12 protein-coding genes and 1 pseudogene are annotated in these 18660 nt (G+C 70.6%); 7 read left to right on the forward strand and 6 right to left on the reverse strand.

What is annotated here, in order from left to right; translation table 11 throughout:
* Window positions 1–487: 487 nt before the first annotated feature.
* Window positions 488–2161: pseudogene (locus ACQUS8_RS13545) on the reverse strand (CARDB domain-containing protein); the annotation flags it as partial.
* Between the two features lie 510 nt (window positions 2162–2671).
* On the opposite strand from ACQUS8_RS13545, the gene ACQUS8_RS13550 reads away from it, so the two are divergent.
* Both ACQUS8_RS13550 and ACQUS8_RS13555 read left to right on the forward strand, forming a co-directional pair.
* Window positions 2672–3757, forward strand: coding sequence for a hypothetical protein (locus tag ACQUS8_RS13550; protein ID WP_435101979.1), 1086 nt, complete (start codon window positions 2672–2674; stop codon window positions 3755–3757).
* 80 nt (window positions 3758–3837) lie between these two features.
* Window positions 3838–4233, forward strand: coding sequence for a hypothetical protein (locus ACQUS8_RS13555; protein ID WP_435101981.1), 396 nt, complete (start codon window positions 3838–3840; stop codon window positions 4231–4233).
* A gap of 1 nt (window position 4234) precedes the next feature.
* Here the strand turns inward: ACQUS8_RS13555 and ACQUS8_RS13560 are convergent, their stop codons facing one another.
* The 4 genes from ACQUS8_RS13560 to ACQUS8_RS13575 form a co-directional block, all read right to left on the reverse strand.
* The gene (locus ACQUS8_RS13560; protein WP_435101982.1) at window positions 4235–4672 is read right to left on the reverse strand and encodes a DUF6653 family protein; all 438 of its coding nucleotides are present in this window, start codon (window positions 4670–4672) and stop codon (window positions 4235–4237) included.
* A 77-nt stretch (window positions 4673–4749) separates the two neighbouring features.
* Window positions 4750–6474, reverse strand: coding sequence for an ATP-binding protein (locus ACQUS8_RS13565; protein WP_435101984.1), 1725 nt, complete (start codon window positions 6472–6474; stop codon window positions 4750–4752).
* Window positions 6475–6546: 72 nt separating this feature from the next.
* Window positions 6547–8169: a hydantoinase B/oxoprolinase family protein gene (locus ACQUS8_RS13570; protein WP_435101995.1), complete on the reverse strand. Its 1623-nt coding sequence runs from the start codon at window positions 8167–8169 to the stop codon at window positions 6547–6549.
* Entirely contained in the window at window positions 8166–10235 is a 2070-nt protein-coding gene (locus ACQUS8_RS13575) for a hydantoinase/oxoprolinase family protein (RefSeq protein WP_435101997.1), read from the reverse strand. Before ACQUS8_RS13575 ends, ACQUS8_RS13570 begins: the two co-directional genes overlap by 4 nt.
* Window positions 10236–10401: 166 nt before the next feature.
* Between ACQUS8_RS13575 and ACQUS8_RS13580 the strand changes: the two genes are divergently transcribed.
* From ACQUS8_RS13580 to ACQUS8_RS13600, 5 genes are all read left to right on the forward strand, one after another.
* On the forward strand, window positions 10402–10920 hold the full coding sequence (locus ACQUS8_RS13580; protein WP_435101999.1) for a TrmB family transcriptional regulator: 519 nt from the start codon (window positions 10402–10404) through the stop codon (window positions 10918–10920).
* A 51-nt stretch (window positions 10921–10971) separates the two neighbouring features.
* On the forward strand, window positions 10972–12441 hold the full coding sequence (locus ACQUS8_RS13585) for a ribonuclease H-like domain-containing protein (RefSeq protein WP_435102001.1): 1470 nt from the start codon (window positions 10972–10974) through the stop codon (window positions 12439–12441).
* Window positions 12442–12443: 2 nt separating this feature from the next.
* Window positions 12444–14858: a DEAD/DEAH box helicase gene (locus ACQUS8_RS13590; RefSeq protein WP_435102003.1), complete on the forward strand. Its 2415-nt coding sequence runs from the start codon at window positions 12444–12446 to the stop codon at window positions 14856–14858.
* A gap of 62 nt (window positions 14859–14920) precedes the next feature.
* Window positions 14921–16435, forward strand: coding sequence for a cryptochrome/photolyase family protein (locus ACQUS8_RS13595; RefSeq protein ID WP_435102005.1), 1515 nt, complete (start codon window positions 14921–14923; stop codon window positions 16433–16435).
* Window positions 16436–16465: 30 nt separating this feature from the next.
* Window positions 16466–17518 carry an NAD(P)/FAD-dependent oxidoreductase gene (locus ACQUS8_RS13600; protein ID WP_435102007.1) on the forward strand — a complete coding sequence of 351 codons (1053 nt, stop codon included), beginning with the start codon at window positions 16466–16468 and terminating at the stop codon, window positions 17516–17518.
* Between the two features lies 1 nt (window position 17519).
* On the opposite strand, the gene ACQUS8_RS13605 is transcribed toward ACQUS8_RS13600, so the two are convergent.
* Window positions 17520–18647 carry an MBL fold metallo-hydrolase gene (locus tag ACQUS8_RS13605; protein ID WP_435102009.1) on the reverse strand — a complete coding sequence of 376 codons (1128 nt, stop codon included), beginning with the start codon at window positions 18645–18647 and terminating at the stop codon, window positions 17520–17522.
* Window positions 18648–18660: the final 13 nt, after the last annotated feature.

The raw sequence follows: 18660 nt of genomic DNA on the forward strand, positions 1-18660 counted from the left end.
TCGCGTTCGCGGCGTCGAGCAGTGCGGCGCGCTCGACGGTGCCGTTCGCGGTGGTCGCGGCGACGGTGACGTTCGTCACGTTCGAGTCGTCGCGCACGCGGTAGGTGAGCGGCGTCCCGTAGGCGACGTCACCGGTCGACGGCTCGGTGAGGACGACGGTCGGCGCGACGGCGTCGACCTTCGTGACGTTCAGCGTCGTCGTCAGGGAACCGACGGCGAGCGTGTGCGTGCCGGGGGTCGTGAAGACCTCCTGGAACGTCACCGTCTCGCTCTCGTTACCGGCGAGGGGGACGCTCGCACTCGCGAGCGTGGTGTTCCCGTCGGTGAGCGTGAGGTTCTTGACGCCGGCCAGCTCGCCGACGTTCGAGACGGTCACGGAGACAGTGGCGCTCGCGCCGGCGTTGATGCTGGCTGGCGAGACGCTGAGGTTGCTGAGCGTGAACGCAGCGGGTTCGAGCACCGTGACGGCCTGCGTCTGGTTGCCGACGCTGAGGTTGTAGACGCCGGAGGCCGCGAAGGACGTGTTGAACGCCACGGTGGTGGCGTTCCCGGCGTCGAGCGACACCGAACGGTCGGCGACGACGTCGCCATCAGCGGTGAGGGTCACCGTTCGGGTGTCGGCGCGGTCACCGACGTTCGTCACGTTCGTGGTGACGGTGACGGTGTCGTTCGTCGCGACGCGCGTGTCGGAGACGGAGAGCGCCGAGTACGCGAACGTCGCAGGCTTGTCCACGTCGACGACGGCCGTCTGGCCGCCGACGGCGAGCGTGACGTTGCCGCGCTCGCCGTTCGTGAAGGCGTAGTCGAAGGCGACGGTCCGGGTCGCACCCGGTTCGACCGTCACCGTCTGGTTGGCGACGACAGTGCCGTCTGCGGTGAGGTTCACCGTCCGCGTCCCGGTGGCGTTCCCGGTGTTCTGGACGGTCGCGTTCACGGTGAACGTCTCGTTCTGCAGGACGGTGGCGGGCGCGCTGACGTCCGTCACGGCGATGGCGGACGTCGCGACGGAGACGGTCGTCGAGTCGCCGCGATAGACGGTCGTCTCGGTGTTCTGCGCGCTCGCGGTGACGGTGTACGTCCCGCCCGTCTCGAAGACGTGCGTGTACGTGCCGTTCGCGTCCGTCGTGTGCGTCTCGCCGTCGACGGTGAGCGTCGCGTTCACCGGCGTGCCGGTGTCGGCGCGCGTGACGGTGAACTCGACGGCGCCACCACGGACGACGCTCGTGGTATTCGCTGTGAGGTTCAGCGTGACGCCGTCACGGAGCGTAATCGAGCCCTGCGAGCTCGAGACGTCCGACTGGTTCGGCGTCGAGCTGACGTGGATCCAGTGGTAGTCGCCGGTCCGCCAGTCGGCGGGCACGGAGACGTTCAGCGTGCCGCTCGCGCCCATCTCCGCCATGGTACCGGTGGCGTTGATGACGACGGCGTCACTGGCGTTCGTCACCGTCGAGCGGTTCCCGAAGTCGCGGAAGTCGCTGCGGAGCAGGTCGAAGAGCCCCTGCACGCTGACGGGGTAGGAGACGCTGCGCTCGGAGGTGTTCACGCCGTGGGCGCCCGGCGTCCCGACGACGCGGAAGTCGCCGTTGACCTGCTTGATGCCGGCCTCCACGCTGGCGTTCAGCGTCCCGGTAAGGTTCTGGAGGGTGATTGTGGTCGTGGACCGCCAGAGCGACGTGTTGTTGTAGAGGAGGAGGGTGTGCGTGGTGTTCGGCGCGGCGCCGGTGTTCGCGTCGACGCCGAACGTCACGTTCGACCCGACCGTCGCGGTCTCGGGGACGGTGACGGTCGAGCGATGGTTGTGCACCGACACGGTGTCGAATCCGACGATAGTGACCTTCCCGTCCTGTTCGAGCGTGCCGTTCACGACCGAGTAGCCGCTGGCGTTCGCGTCCGGCATCGCGAGCGCGAGGGCGTACTGCCCGGGCTCGCTCGGCGTGAAGTTGAACGTGTCAATTGAGCCGACAGACGCTTGTTCGAAGGAGAACGTGCGATTGGCGGCCAGCGTTGCCTCTGCGTTCGACTCGTTCGAGAGGAACGCTTCGAGGGCCGAGGGCGTCGTCGGCGCGTCGGCACCCTTCGGGAGGCGGAACGCGACGAGCTGGGCGCGTTCACCCGAGAACTCGGACGTGTCCTCGATCGCGCGTCTCGGGACGAACGTCATCGGGACGACGGACCCCGTGTCGTAGAAGGCGAGGTCCTTGTTGAGGTTGGCCTCGCCGTCGATACTCGGTGCCGTGACCGAGATGCCGGGGCCCTCGGAGAAGTGGTCCGCGGCGCTACTGTCAGCGCGGAGCGGAAGGAGCGCGCGCTCCCAGACGCTGGTGTTGTTCGTCAGGGCGTACTTGCTGGTGTCGGATACGGCGTCGTACCCCGCGGGGTCGGAGAGGGCGGCGTTACCCGCTCCGCCGTCACTTGTCGCGACGGCGACACCCGACGCGACGGGGGAGACGACGACCAGAAGGACGAGGAAGAGGGCGAGCGTCCTCCTGGTGGTATCGGTGTTATGGCTCACGGTTATCTTAACCTCAGATTACGGTAAAAGCCTTGGCCATTTGATTCAATCCTGATGCGGGCGTAGGAACTATGAATCGTCGGTGAGCAGTATGCTCTCTCCGTGGGGGGCGCGCCGTGTGGCGAAACCCCTTTTGCCACACGCGGGTATCGTACGGTAATGCGAACGACACGGGCCGCCCTCGCCCTTCTCCTCGCCGCGTCGCTCGTCGCGACCCCGGCGTTCACCGTCGCCGCCGCGAACGGATTCACCCTCCAACCGAGCACCGAACTCTCGACGCCCGAGCGTACCGTCACCATCAGCGGGCAGGACTACCGTATCTCCTCGATCGGCCGCACCGCCGACGATGGGACGGTCACGCTGTCCGTTGACGCACCCGACAGCGCCGGCGTCTACACCATCAACATCTACAACGGTGACAAACAGATTGTCGCCTCCAAGCGCGTCAAAGGCGACGGGACGTACACGGTCGCCGACTCCCTCGCCGCAGGTACGTACCTCGCGGGCGTCGTCTCCGACGGGACGCTCCGAACCATCGTCCCGGTCGTCGTCGCGTCCTACACGGCGTCGGCGAACGCGCCCGGGTCGGTGACGCGCGGCGAGCGTCTCTCCATCGACGCGACGCTCGGTGGGTCGAATGAGACGCCGAACCGCGTCGACGTCGTCCTCTTCAACGGGAGTTACAACCGGACAGTGGCGGCGACGCGCGTCGGTGACGGTGAATACAACGTCCTCGTGGACACGGACGACCTCGCGCCCGGCGAGTACAGCTACTACGTCGGCGTCCGGGGGAGCGAGCGCGTCGGCGGGCAACTCGAACTCCTCGGCCTCAGCGACCGACACACCCTGACAGTTGAGGCGAACACGACGTCGACGACGACCACCACGACTACGACGACAACGACCACCACCGCCACGACGCAGGCCAGCGGAAGCACGGGTGGCGGTGGTGCGGTCGCGACCACGACGACAACGACCACCACCGCCACGACCAGCACGACCACCGCCACGACGACGACCACGACGTCCACGACGAGCACGACGGAGTCGACCGGATCGGCGGAGAACGAGACGGTGACGTCCCGGTCGGCGGGCGAAACGGCCACGACGTCGACGACGGACGGAGTCGTGACGCCGTCCGAGCCGACGAGCACGGAGACGACGACCGGGTCCTCACCCGGCTTCTCGCTCCTCCTCGCCGGGGTCGCGTTCGCCCTCGCGAGTCTGCTCGTCCGCCGCCGCTGACCACGACAGCCACCGGTCTCCTCCCAGCGCGCGGGCGCGGCGTCCCGAAAACACTTGCCGGCGGCGAGCGGTGAACAAATATGGAACGAGAGTGGCCCCGTGACGGACTCCTCGCGGGCGCGCTCGCGTTCGCGGTCTGCTACGGGACGCTCGTCGGTCTCCGAGCGACGAACGCGACGCCGCCGACCGCAGTGCAGTCGATGCTGGTTCACGGCACCGCCGCCGCAGTCGTTCTCGTCGCCGCGGCGTTCGTCTACGCGGGCAGACCGGGGAGCAACGCGTGGGCGTTCGCGTTCGGGCCGTCGCTCGCGTTCACGCTGAACCTCTTTCGTCCCCTCTCGGCCGCCGGCCCTGCTAGTGCGTTCACGTACGCCGTCGTGAGCGCCGCCTTCCTCGCGGCGATGCTCGGCGTCGCCGGCTACCTTCTCGGGCACGCGGCGCGCACCGTCTTCTCGGCCGGCGCGTCGTCGGTGTGACTCACGCCTCCCGCCGGTCGTAGCGGCGTGCGACGAGCTCGATCCACGCGAACTTCAACGCCATCGAGGCGGCGTACGCGAGGAGCGCACGCACGCCCTTCTTCGTGTAGGCGGCGTAGAGCGCGTAGGCGAACGTCGGGACGTTCAGCGTGTTGAGGACGTTCGGCCACCCGAGCCCAATCGTGCCTTCGCCGCGTTCGAGCCACCAGCGTTCGGCGTGGACGCCGCGCGTCATCCAACTCTCCTCGTCGGCCGTCTCGGCGCGCGGGAACAGGACGGGATTGACGACGAGGGCGACGGCGGCGACGCCGAGAGCGCGGACGTCGCGTCGATAGAGCGCGAGCAGGACGAGCGGCCCGATGAGGACGCGCGACCACCCGCTCTTCGGGTTCGCGTGGCGCTCCCAGAACGTGTCCGCGAGTGACGACGAATCGGTCATAGCGAGGGTGTCGCAGGCAAGAACCAAGAACACTCGGCCCGCGCAACCCGACCCGTCCTGTCGCGTCCCGCCCACCGTCAGGTCGCGTCGGCGCGCCGGAGTTCGACGACGAAGACCGCACCGCGTGGCTCGTTCTCCTCGACCCAGACGTCGCCGCCGTACTGTGTGAGGAGCGTTTGCACGAGGTAGAGGCCGATACCGCTCCCGGGGCTCTCGGCGCTCCTCGCGCCGCGACCGAAGAGTTCGCCCGTGAGTTCGTCGGAGACCCCCGGGCCGTTGTCGGCGATGCGGACGCGGACGGCGTCGTCGGTCGTCTGGACGGTCACGGCAATTTCGGGGTGCTCGACGTCGGTGTGGCGGACGGCGTTCGTGAGGAGATTGCGGAAGACGGAGTTGAGTAGGGAGTTCGCGGCGACCTCAACGTCGGGGACGTCACCGACAGCGTAGGTAGCGTGCGGGAAGAGGGTGCGACAGACCTCGACCGGTTCCTCGAGGTGCGGTCGCAGCGAGGTGGCTTCGAGCGCCGGCCCGCCCCCAGGTTCGAGGGCGTCGAGGAAGTCGCGAAGCGTCTCGGTGACGTCCGTGGTGTGACGGAGGGTGCGGAGGACGCGCTCGAGCATCGGTTCGCCGGCATCGTCGACGTGGCCGCGCAGTTCGCTCGCCCAGCCGTGTGCGACAGTGGTGTCGTTGCGGATGTCGTGGCGGACGATGCGGTTGACGAGGAGGAGTTCCTCGTTGCGCGCGGCGAGCGTCCTGGCGTTCGCGTCGAGCGCGCGGCCGAGGCGGTCGACGTCGCGGGCGACGAACACCTGTCGGACGACGAGCGCGACCACGCCGAGCGTCGCGAAGACGACGTCGCCCTTGTCGAGCGCGTCCGTGAACCCGAGGACGGCGACGAGGCCGATGGCGAGCGAGAACGGCAGGTATGGGTAGACGAGTTCGCCGAACTCGTAGTGGCGTGACTGACCGGGGACCGGTGGGGCGTCGGCGTCCGGGTGGGCGGCGCCGAGCGCGATGGCGAGGTGGCCGACGAGCCAGAACAGCCCGAGCGTGGCGTATTCGGTCGTGCTACCGGTGGCGACGGCGGCGAACGCGACGTCACCGATGGTCCACGCGAAGACGCCGGCCGCGAGGAGCGCGAGCGCCGGGCGGCGCGGCCCGCGGGCGTTCATCGCGACGACGAGGCCGATGGAGGCGACGAGGATGTCGAGGACGGGATAGGCGAGGCCGAGCCACGTTTCGAGGCCGCGCAGCGACCCGGTGCCGAGAATCGGGTGGAGCGCGAAGTGCCAGCCGAGGGTGAGGAGCGCCGCCGAGACGACGAGGCCGTCGAGCGTGAAGCGGAGCCACGGCCGCTGGTCGCGCGGGTCGACCGCGAGCAGGGCGAATCCGCCAGCGAGCAACGGGTAGGCGGCGAGATAGGCGACGTCCGGCAGTCCCGGGTAGGGAACGCGGCCGGTGAGCGCGACGAGCACGACCCAGACGACGTCGCCAGCGAGGACGAACCAGAGCCCGGCGGCAAGCGCCTGCCAGCCGCGACGCATCGCTGACGCGACGGTGCGCGCGCGGTAGGTGACAGCGAGCGCGGCGACGACGTTCCCGAGTGTCACGGCGGCGTCGGACGCCAGTTGGACGTCGGCCGCGTCGCCGAGCAGGAGCCACACCGAGCCGAACACCACGACGAGGGCGAGCGCCGCGGTACCCCACGCGAGGCGGTAGCGCCGCGGCCACGGCGACGGCGTCGGCTCTCCGGCCTCGTGCGCCGGTCGCTCGCGACGCTCGCCCCCCGAGGCGTCACTCATCGCTTCGACGTAGCGCCCGGCCCTATTTGTACTTCCGTGCATCCCGCCCGCCGAGCGGCGGGACGCTGCGGGCTACGTGTCGTCGCCCGCGTCCGGCGTGACTTTCCCGTCGGCCTCGTCGTCGGCGCGGGCACCCGAGTCGCGTTCGGCGGGCGGGCCGTGCCCGCCACCGCCGGGCGTCCGAATCGACACCGTCGTGCCGGCCTCAATATCGCGGACGACCTTTGCGGACACGCGCTCGCCATCGATACGGTTCTCGCCCGTCGCGCCGTCCTCGCCGCCAGCGACACCCTTCGGGGCGACACGGCGTCGCTCCGTGAGGAGCGAGACGGTGGCGTCCGCCTCGACGGTGACTGTGCGGACGACGCCGAGCCCACCACGGTGGCGGCCGTCACCCCCGCTGTCCGGCCGGAGGCCGTACTGCTCGACGCGGAGCGGATACTCGTTTTCGAGGGCTTCGACGGGCGTGTTGAGCGTGTTCGTCATCCCGACTTGGACGCCGTCGAGGCCGTCGCCGGTGGGGCGGCCGCCCGCGCCGCCGCCAATGGTCTCGTAGTAGGCGAACTCGCCGCCGCGACTTCCGATGGTGAGGTTGTTCATTGTCCCCTGCCCCTGCGCGGGGACGCGCTCGGGGACGGCGTCGGCGAGCGCCGCGAAGACGACGTCGGTGACGCGCTGACTCGTCTCGACGTTCCCGCCGACGACGGCCGCCGGCGGCTCGGGGTTCAGCACGCTCCCGCGCGGCGCCTCGATGGTGATGGGGTCGTAGCAGCCCTGGTTCGGCGGAATCTCGGGGTCGGTGACGCACCGGAGGACGAAGTAGACGGCGGACTTCGCGACGGCGAGCGGCGCGTTCACGTTGCCCTCGACCTGGTCGGCGGTGCCCGCGAAGTCCACGGTGACCGTCTCGCCGTCGACGGTGACGGCGACTTCGATGGGGACGTCGGCGTCGCTCCGACCGTCGCCCTCCAGGACGTCCCGGGCGCGATAGGTACCGTCGGGGAGGGCGGCGAGTTCGGACGTGAAGCGCTCGTGCGAGTAGTCGACGACGGCGTCGAACGCCGCGCGGATTTCCGCGAGGCCGTGGTCGTCGACGAGGTCGTGGAGGCGCTCGGCCCCCCGGTCGTTCGCGGCAATCTGCGCGCGCAGGTCGGCGCGGCGCTCGTCGGGGTTCCGGACGTTCGCGAGCAGGAGGCGCATCACGTCCTCGACGACGTCACCCCCGTCGACGAGGCGGACGGGCGGGAGGCGCAGGCCCTCCTCGAAGATTTCGCGCGCGCCGGCGGGCATGCTCCCGGGCGTCGCGCCGCCGACGTCGGCGTGGTGGGCGCGCGAGACGGCGTACCCCAACGTCTCGCCCTCTCGGCCGATGGGCGAGACCATCGTGACGTCCGGGAGGTGGGTGCCGCCCGCGAAGGGGTCGTTGAGGACGAAGACGTCGCCCGGTTCGGGGTCGTGCTCGCGGACGACTTCGACGGCCTCGGGCATCGCACCGAGGTGGACCGGAATGTGTTCGGCCTGCGCGACGAGACGGCCCTCGGCGTCGAAGAGCGCGGTTGAGCAGTCCTCACGCTCCTTGATGTTCGGCGAGTACGCACCCCGAATCAACACCTGGCCCATCTCCTCGGCGAGGCTCTCGAACTGGTTGCGGACGACTTCGAGCGTGACGGCGTCGATGTCGGCGTCGAGCGTCATGCGCGCTCACCCCGTTCGAGGACGACGGTGCCGTCGTGCTGTATGGTCCCGGACCACGCGGGTGGGACGACGACCGTGCTCTCGCGGCCCTCAAGGACTGCCGGCCCGGCGAGCGTCGTCTCTGGCGCGAGGCGCGCGCGGTCATAGACGGTCGTCTCGTGGACGTCACCGCCGAAGTGGGCCTCGCGGGTGCCGGTCACGGCGTCGCCCGGGGCGTCATAGTCGGTGGCGGGCCGGGGGCGTTCGACGGTGACGCTCGCGCGCAGCGTCACGACCTCGACGGGGTCCTCGAGCCGATAGCCATGTGCGCGCTCGTGGGCCTCGTGGAAGCGTTCCGCGACCGTCTCCGGGTCGAAGTCGGCCACGGGAACGGTCTGCTCGAAGCTCTGCCCGGCGTAGCGACAGTCCGCGAAGTAATCGACCCGTGCGGCGTCGGGTGCCTCCGTCTCCGCGAGCACGGACTCGCGCAACTCCGCATAGGCGGCGTGGACGGCCGCGACGTCGGCGTCGGCGAGTGCAGTGCGATGGGTGCGCGCGGCGTCGTGGCGCTCGTCGGCGGCGAGGAGGCCGTACGCGGAGAGCACACCGCTCGCGCGCGGGACGACCACGGTGTCGACGTCGAGGTCAGCGGCGAGGGCGGCGGCGTGCATCGGGCCGGCGCCGCCGAAGGCGACGAGGCCGAAGCGGCGCGGGTCGTGGCCGCGCTCGACGGTGACGCGGCGAATCGCGCGCGTCATGTTCGCGTTCGCGACGCGGTACACCCCACGCGCTGCTGCGAGCGGCCCCTCCAAGTCGGCCTCGTCGGCGAGGCGGGCGAGGGCGTCCCGTGCGGCGGCGACGTCGAGTTCGAGTTCGCCGCCGAGGGCGGCGTCCGCGCCGATATACCCGAGGACGACGTTCGCGTCAGTCACGGTGGGTTCGGTGCCGCCCTGCCCGTAGCAGGCGGGGCCGGGGTCGGCACCCGCCGAGCGCGGGCCGACGCGGAGCGCGCCGCCGTCGTCAACCCACGCGACGGAGCCGCCGCCCGCGCCCACCGTCGTGACGTCCACCATCGGCGTCCCGATGGGGTGGCCGGCGATGGTCGCGTCCGTGGTGCGCTCGGCGTCGCCGTCCCGGACGAGCGAGACGTCGCTCGACGTCCCGCCCATGTCGAAGGTGACGAGACCGTCGGTGGCCGCGACGCCGCTCGCAGTCTCGGCGGCACCGACGACGCCCGCCGCGGGCCCGGAGAGCGCCGTCGTCACCGCGTGCTCGCGAACGGTTTCGGCGGCGGCGATACCGCCGTTGGACTGCATGACGCGCGGCGTCGGCACGCCCCGTTCGACGGCACGCTCCTCGAGACGGCCGAGATAGGCGTCGATGGCGGGCGTGACGTAGGCGTCCGCGGCCGTCGTCGCGGTGCGCTCGTACTCGCGGAACTCCGCGAGCACCTCGTGGGAGGCCGACACCGGGACGTCGAGTTCCTCGCGGAGGACGGCCGCCACCGTCCGCTCGTTCTCGGGATGCCGGTAGGCGTGAAGGAGTGAGACGGCGACGCTCTCGGCGTCCGTGGCGCGAATCTCGTCGGCGAGCGCGCGCACCTCGGCTTCGTCCACGGGGTTCTCGATGCCCTCAACCGTGGCGCGCTCGTCCACCTCGAAGCGGCGGCGGCGCGGGACGAGCGGGTCTGGTTTCTCCGCGTCGAGGTCGTAGAGCGCGGGCCGGTCCTGTCGGCCGAGTTCGAGGACGTCCCGGAAGCCCGCGGTGGTGACGAGCGCCGCGCGCGCGCCGTCGCCTTCGAGGAGGGCGTTCGTCGAGACGGTCATCGCGTGCGTGAAGGCGTCTATCGTCCGGGGGTCGACGCCAGCGCGCTCGCAGGCCGCCTCGATGCCCTCGAGCACGCCGACGCTCTGATCTGCGGTGCTCGGCACTTTCGCGGTGACGAGCCCGTCGGCCGTCGAGAGGGCGACGTCCGTGAAGGTGCCCCCGACGTCGACGCCGACGTGTGTCTCGGGGTGGGCGGCGTCGCCGTGCGCCTCGGTGCGTCTCGTTTCGCGGGACGCGTCGGTGCGCTCCCTGTCGCTCATGTGGTAGGCGTACACGAGTGCCGTGATAGGTTCCGGGGTTTCCGGGCCGCGCGAGCGGGTTTCGACACCCGCTCGTTTTCCGGCGTCGAGCCAGCCAAACAGCCAATACTACGAGAACAATCCAAACGTATATCCGCCCATAGGCGCTAGTAGCGGCCATAAATCGATGGATTTGACGGATTCCCAGCAGGAGATACTCAACGCGCTGATAGAGGGCTATCAGTCGACGGAGTCGCCCATGACTGGTGACGAACTCGCGGAGGCCGTCGACAAGCATCCGGGGACGATTCGCAATCAGATGCAGACGCTGAAAGCCCTCGACCTCGTGGAGGGGATTCCGGGGCCACGCGGCGGCTACAAGCCGACGACGGGCGCCTATGAGGCGCTGGACGCCCAGTCGTTCGACGAGGAGGAGGCGGAGTCGCTCACGATGGCGCGCGACTACGACCGCGTCGACGTCACCGTCGCGGGAATCGACTTCCTCGGCGTCAACAACCCCGACGAGTGCCGCGCGCGCATCACCTTCCAGGCGTCCGTCCCCGACGTCGAAGTCGGCGACCCCATCGTCATCGGCCCGACGCCGCACTCGCGACTCGTCGTCGCCGGCGAAGTCGTCGAGTTCGGCGAGAGCGGCGACGAGCTCATCATCGAAGTCTCGCACGTCGAAGCGCCGCTGGAAGACTGAGCGGAGAGCAACCGTTTTCTTCGGCGACACCCAAGCGTCCCCGACACCGCGATGGGTTCCCCGCCACCGTCCGAGTCGCGTACGGACGCCACGACGCCGTCGAGCGACGCGACGAGCGAGCGCGCGGCCGCCGCCGACGTTCTCGCGCTCGACACCGGGTTCGTCCTCCGCGGCGGGCGCGAACGCGTGCGGGACGCCGTCGCCTACTTCGACCCGGACGCCGTCCTGCTCGTCGGAAGCGACCCGCGCGCGCCGAGCGTTCTCCGCCAGCAACTCGAGGGTGACGTACCGGTACTTCAGCCGGCGCGCGCTAACGGCCTCGATGTCCGCCAAATCGCTGGCGTGCAGGTGGCCATCGCCGGGGGCGTCGCCGCGCTCGCCGGCCTCGCCGACCTCGAAGGGAGCCACTTCGACACCGCGACGGAGACGTTCGTCGTCACGGACGCACTCTCGCTGGAGACGTCGCTGACGGCGCTCGAAACCCGCCTCGTCGGCCGCGAAGCGTACACGGACGCCTTTGCGGATGCCTCGGGGTCGTACACGCACGTCTCGACCGGCCTGCCGAGCGATTACGCCCATGAGTGGGGGAGCCTGCGCGTGCACGGCGGCGGGAGCGACCTCGAGGAAGCGGGCACGCCGCTGCCCTGTCTCACGCTCCGCGCGGACGGCGTCGTCTCGACGCGGACGCTCAGTCCCGGGAAACTCGGTCTGCGCGCGCTCGACGGCGTGGGGCGCGTGACGGCGCGCCGCCTCCGCGACGCCGGCTATCGGACGCGCACTGAGGTCGCGGAGGCGTCGGCGCGTGACCTCGAGGCCGTCGAGGGCATCGGCGAGTCCACGGCGGAGTCGGTCGCGCGGAGCGCCGACGCGCTCGCCGAGGGGCGAATCGTCCGCGCGGCGGACAGCGACGACGGCGCGTTCCCGAGTCGCGACCCCATCCACGTCGACATCGAGACGGACGGCCTCAATCCCTCCATCGTCTGGCTCATCGGCGTCTACGACCCAGTACGCGAGACGTACACGGACTTCGTCCAGCGCGACCCGGACGACCCCGCGGGCGCGCTCACGGACTTCATGGCGTGGTACGTCGCGGAGGGCGACAACCGCCCGCTCGTGGCGTACAACGGCCGGCGCTTCGACTTCGACGTCCTCTACGACCACCTCGTCGAGCACGCGCCCGCGTTCCTCGACGACTGGGAGTCCGCCTACACGTTCGACCCCTACGAGTGGGCCGTCCGGGAGGGGAACGCCGTCCTCCCCGGCCACACGAACACGCTCGAGGACGTCGCGGACGCGCTCGGGTGGGACGGCGACGAAACCGGCCTCTCGGGGGCGACGGTCGCCCGGCAGTACCGGCGCTGGATGACCGAGCGACGTCCAGAAGCCGAACTCGACTGGGCGCGACACCGCGCGTACTGCGAGGACGACGTGCGCGCGCTCGCGTTCGTCTACGAGCGCCTGCAAGAGGCCGAGCGCGAAACGAGTGAGGACACCGTCCAGCGCTCGCTCACCGACTGGTAACCATGTCCGAGACGCCACAACGCGACGCCCCGCTCACGGGCCACGACCTGGAGGCGACGTATCCCGACTACGAGGGCCAGATACGCCAAATCGCGACCCAAGACGCACGCGACGCCGACACCGTTCCCGCGAGCGAGGTGCTCGACCCCGCGCTCGCGGCGCGCCTCGACTTCGACCCGTACACCCATCAGGCGACGGCGCTGGACGCCTTGGCGGACGGCGAGAACGTCACCGTCGCCACCTCGACGTCGTCGGGGAAGACACTCGTCTACGCCCTCCAGATTGCGCGGAACTACCTCAATGACGAGGAAACGCGTGCCCTGCTCGTCTATCCGACGAAGGCGCTCGCGCGCGACCAGGAGCGCGCCCTGAACGACCTCTACGACGACCTCGGCCTTGACATCCGGGTGGAGGTGTACGACGGCGACACGCCGAGCGAGGTACGCACGGAATACCGCGAGGAGGCGAACGTCGTCATCACGAACTTCAGCGGCGTGAACGTCTACCTGGACGGCCACCGGCGCTGGCACGAGTTCTACGGGGACTGCGAGTTGCTCGCCATCGACGAGAGCCACACGTACGTCGGCGTCCACGGGATGCACGTCGCGTGGACGATTCGCCGCCTACGTCGAGTGCTCGCACACTACGGGAGCGACCCGCAGGTGGTGTGCACGACGGCGACGGTGGGTAATCCGGCCGAACACACCGAGGCGCTGACCGGAAAGCCGACGACTGTCGTGGACGAGGACGGGTCGCCACGTGGGGCGCGCGACATCGTCTTCTGGGACCCGCCACTCGACGCGGGCGCGCTGAGTGACGAGGCGGGCTTCGAGGACTACCTCGACGCGAAGGCCTCAGCGGGCGAGGAGGGCGCGGAGTTGCTCGCGCACCTCGGCCTCCACGGCGTGCAGACGCTCGCGTTCACGCGCTCGCGGCAGGGCGCGGAAATCGGCGCGAAGCAGGCGGCGCGCGCGGCGAGCGACCACCCGAAGTCGGGCTCCCTCTCGACCGAACCCTACCACGCGGGCCTCGGAAAGGAGACCCGCAGGGGCATCGAGTACCGCCTGAAGAGCGGGCAACTCGACGGCGTCGTCTCGACGAACGCGCTCGAACTCGGCATCGACGTCGGGAGCGTCGACGCCACGCTCCTGACGGGCTACCCGGGGACGCGCCAGTCGTTCTGGCAGCAACTCGGCCGGTCGGGGCGCGGGACGAGCGACGCGCTCTCCGTGTTGGTCGCGCGCTCGGACGCCATCGACCAGTACGTCCTCGACAACCCCGACTACCTCCTCGCGGATGCCGTGGAGGACGCCGTCGTCGACCTCTCGAACGACCCCGTCTACGCCCGTCACCTGCTGTGCGCGGCCGCCGAACTCCCGCTGACCCACGAGGACGAACGGTGGTTCGGTGGCGCGAGCGTCGAGGGCGCGGCCGACGACCGACTGGAGCGCGCCGTCGAAATGTGGCGCCGCGCCGGGCAGGTCGTCGGCGACCTCGAGCGGGGCGTGCGCTACGACGGCGCGCCGCGACCCCAGTCCGACATCTCGATGTACGCCTCCTCGGACGTCCAGTTCGACGTGCGGTGTGCGAACGGCGAAATCGACCACGAGCCGATCGACCGCGAGCGCGCCTACCGGGACTACCACGAGGGCGCGCTCTTCCTCCACGACGGCCAGACCTACGAGGTCGTCGCGTTCGAGGAGGACACCCCGAACCCCGCCGTCACCGTCGAGGAGGTGGCGGTGGACGAGTACACGGAGACGCGCTCGACGACGCGCATTCACGACTTGGAGGAAAAAGAGCGTCGCGAGCTCGCGAACGGCTACGCCCTCTGCTGGGGCGAGGGTATCGTCGACGTCCACTACGCGGAGTACGCCCGCCGCGAGATACAGACCGGAAACCTCGTCGAGCCTCCACAGCCGACGGGGCTCGGCCCGCTCTCCCTGCACACCCAGCTCTGCTGGATCGAACTGCCGGACGACGCCGCGACCCGCCTCGTGAACGCGTGGCTCGACGGCGACGACGTGGACGCAAGCGAGGTCGCGCCCGGCGACGCCGAACGCGAGTACATGGGCGGGATTCACGCCGCCGAGCACGCGCTCATCAAGCTCGCACCGCTCGAGCTGAAGCTCTCCGCGGACGACTTGGGCGGGCTCTCCGTCCGCGAGCACCCCGAAACGGGCGGCGCGACGCTGTTCGTCTACGACGGCGTCGCTGGTGGGTTGGGCTTCTCGAAGGCGCTCTTCGAGCAACTGGACGCCGTCGGGGTGCGCGCACGCGAGCGCATCGCCGCCTGCGACTGTGACACGGCCGGCTGTCCGTCCTGCGTGATGGACGCGAACTGCGGCGACGAGAACGACCCGCTGAACACGCCCGTCGCGCGCCGCCTGCTGGACGAAGTCCTCGCCGGCCTGTAGGCTCACGAGTTCGCGGCGCGCGGGCCGCAACCGCCTTGCCGTCGCGCGCCGACGGCCCGGACGTGACCGTTCTCGTCCTCGGCGACCAACTGACGCGGCAGGTCGGCCCGCTCGCGGACAGGCCCGACGAGCGCGTCCTCATGGTCGAGGCGCGCGAGTTCGCGGCGCGCCACCCCTACCACCCGCACAAGCGCACGCTCGTCGCGAGCGCGATGCGCCACTTCCGGGACGCCCTCCGCGACGCCGGCCGGGCCGTCGACTACCACGTCGTCGAGACGTTCGCGGACGGCCTCGACGCACACTTCGACGCCCATCCGGGGGACTCGCTCACGGTGATGCGCCCGTCGAGTCACGGTGCCGCCGACCGCCTACGCGACCTCGTCACCGAACGCGGCGGCACCCTCGACGTCGTCGAGAACGAGCTGTTCCTCTGCTCGCCCGCGGAGTTCGACGACTGGTACGCAGAGAACTCGCTCCAGCACGAGGACTTCTACCGGTGGATGCGACGCGAGACCGGCTACCTGCTGGAGGACGGCGACCCCGTGGGCGGCGCGTGGAACTTCGACGAGGCGAACCGCGAGACGCCGCCCACAGACTACGAGGCGCCCGAGATACCCGAGTATCCGCCGGACGAGACGACGAAGCGCGTACAGCGGGAGTGGAGCGAGCGTGACACGGACGAATGGGCGGACCCAGAGGCGTTCCGGTGGCCGGTGACGCGCGCGGACGCGCTCGACGCGCTCGCGGACTTCTGCGAGCACCGCCTCCCCGACTTCGGGCCCTACGAGGACGCGATGGTCACCGAGGAGTGGGCGCTCGACCACGCGCTCCTCTCGCCCGCGCTGAACCTCGGCCTCCTCCACCCCGCGGAAGTCGCCGAGGCCGCAATCGACGCCTACCACGAGCGCGAGGACGTTCCCGTCGAGAGCGTCGAGGGGTTCGTCCGCCAAATCATCGGGTGGCGCGAGTTCGTCCGACACGTCTACCGCGTCGGGATGCCCAACCTCGCGGACGCGAACCGCCTCGACGCCGAGCGCGCGCTCCCCGACGTCTACTGGGACGGCGACACCGAGATGGCGTGCCTCGCGACGGCCATCGAGGGCGTCCGCGAGCGGGGGTACGCCCACCACATCCAGCGCCTGATGGTGCTCTCGAACTTCGGCCTGCTCTACGGCGTCGACCCCCACGAACTCAACCGCTGGTTCCACGTCGCGTTCGTCGATGGCTACCACTGGGTATCGACGCCGAACACCGTCGAGATGGGGCAGTACGCCGCCGACCTCTTCGCGACGAAGCCGTACGCGGCCTCCGCGAACTACATCGAGCGGATGAGCGACCACTGCGCCGAGTGCCCCTACGACCCGGACGCGACGGTCGGCGACGACGCCTGCCCGTTCAACGCGCTCTACTGGGACTTCCTCGCCGACCACGAGGACGAGTTGCGCTCGAACCACCGGATGGGTCTCGTCTACGGCCACCTCGACGACAAACGCGACGCCGACGAGCTGGCGGGAATCCGCGAGCGCGCCGCCGACGTGCGCGAGGGCGTCCGCTCAGGCGACGTGGAGCGGGAATAGGGCTTTCACGCACCCGCGAGAAATCGGCGTATGGCGCACATCGGCATCGTCGGCGCGGGCGCGGGAGCGGCGGGGGCGGCGTACGAACTCGCGCGGCGGCGGCCCGAAGTCGACGTCACCGTGCTGGAGAAGTCCCGCGGCGTCTGCGGGCGCGCGGCGACGCGGCGCAAGGACGGCTGTACGTACGACTACGGCGCGAACTACGTTCGCTCGGAGGACGAGCGAGTGAACCGCCTGCTGACCGAGACGCTGGACGACGCGGGCCTCGTGGACGTCTCCGAGCCCATCTACACGTTCGACGGCGACGGCGTGGTGAGCGAGGGCCGCCCGCCGGACGGCCCGAAGTGGACGTACCGCGAGGGACTCACTCAACTGGCGAAACGCCTCTTCGCCGAGGCGGACGCGACGGTCCGGCGGGAGACGCGCGTCGAGACACTGCAACGCGACGCGGCGGCGGAGACGTGGACGCTCGCCGACGACGCGGGCGAGACGCACGGGCCGTTCGACGCCGTCGTGTTGAACCCGCCGGCGCCACAGAGCGCCGAGTTGCTCGCCGACGCCGATTGGGTAGCGGACGCCCGGGGGAGACTCCGGGACGCCGCCGCGGCCGTCCCCTTCCGCACCATCTGGACGGCGGTGCTCCACTACCCGTTCCGGGTCGAGAAGCCATACTACGCGCTCGTGAACCCGGAGCGCGACCACGACGTCGGCTGGATCGCGCGCGAGGAGTGCAAGCCCGGCCACGTCCCCGCCGGGGAGTCGCTGCTCGTCGTGCAGGCGAACGACCCGTGGTCGCGGGAGCGCTACGACGCCGACCCCGAGGCGAACGTCGCCGACCTCGCCGGCGTCGCCGCGGACGTCCTCAGCGACGAGCGCCTGCGCGACCCGGACTGGACTGATTGGCAGGGGTGGCGCTACGCGCTCCCCGACGGCGGCCTCGACGCGGCCGTGCGGCGCGCCGCCGAAGCGGACGGCCTCTATCCGGTCGGCGACTGGGTGGGTGGCGCGGCGCGCGTCCACGTCGCCCTCCGCTCGGGCCTGGAGGCGGGCGAGCGACTCGCGGACGCCGTCGACGGGCGCTGACTCACTCTATCGCGCAGTTGTTCGGCCCGAGTTCGAGGTCCTCGACGTCGATGCCCGGTTTCGCGCCGCGGTTGATTTCCTTGATGCGCTGGAAGTTCGCGGGCTCCTCACCAAGGCCCCCGAGAACGGCGTCGACGAACCTGCCCTCCTCGCCGGCGACGACGTGCGCGAGGAGGTCGTTCGCGTCCGACGCGCGGAGGTCGGCGAGCGTCGCGGCGACGGGACGCTCGCCGTCGAGGTCCGTCTCGCCGACGTGACCGGGGAGGACGAGCGTGTCGTCGGGGTAGTCGAGGAGGCGATCGAGGCTCTCATAGAGGCGGTGGGCGGCGGCGCGGACGGCGTCCTCATCAGCGTCTTCGAGGTCCGGGCGGCCGACGCTCTCGAGGAAGAGCGTGTCGCCGGTGCAGAGCGCCTCGTCGAGTTCGAGCGTGACGCTCCCGGCGGTGTGCCCGGGCGTGTGGCGCACGGTGACCGCGCGCTCGCCGACGTCGAGCGTCTCGCCCTCCGCGACCGGGGACACGTCGGTCTCATCGTCGCCGGTGTCCGCCGCGTGGCGGTAGTAGGGGACGTCGAGGACGTCGGCGAGGCGCTGGCCGCCCGAGACGTGGTCGGCGTGGAGATGTGTGTCGAGAACGCCGACGATTTCGAGGGCGTACTCGTCGGCGAGCCAGCGGTACTCGCCGGCGTACTGGCTCGGGTCGACGACGAGGGTCTGCTCGCCGTCGCCGACGAGGTAGGAGAGACAGCCCTTGCCGGGGCGGACGACCTGCACGACGCCCGGCGCGCCATCCACGGGGTCGTCGAGGTGGACGCGCGCCCAGCCGCGCATGCCGTTCTCGACGGATTTCGCGTCGTAGCCGCGCTCGCGGAGGAACGTGGCGGCGCGCGCGGAGGTGACGCCGGCGCCGCAGACGACCGCAATTTCGCGCTCGTCCGGGAGGTCATCGAGGTGGGTGGCGAGCGAGGAGAAGTCCCGCTCGAGGAGGTCCTCGTACACCGGAACGTTCCGGCTGCCCGGAATCCGCCATTCCTCGAAGTCCGACTCGGCACGGACGTCGAGGAGGAACGGCGCGGTACCCGCGCGGATGCGCCGCGCGAGCGCCGTCGGGTCGAGTTCGGTGTCGTCCATACCGGGGCTTCGG

The sequence above is a fragment of the Halarchaeum sp. P4 genome, from assembly GCF_051195175.1.
Taxonomy (GTDB): Archaea; Halobacteriota; Halobacteria; order Halobacteriales; family Halobacteriaceae; genus Halarchaeum.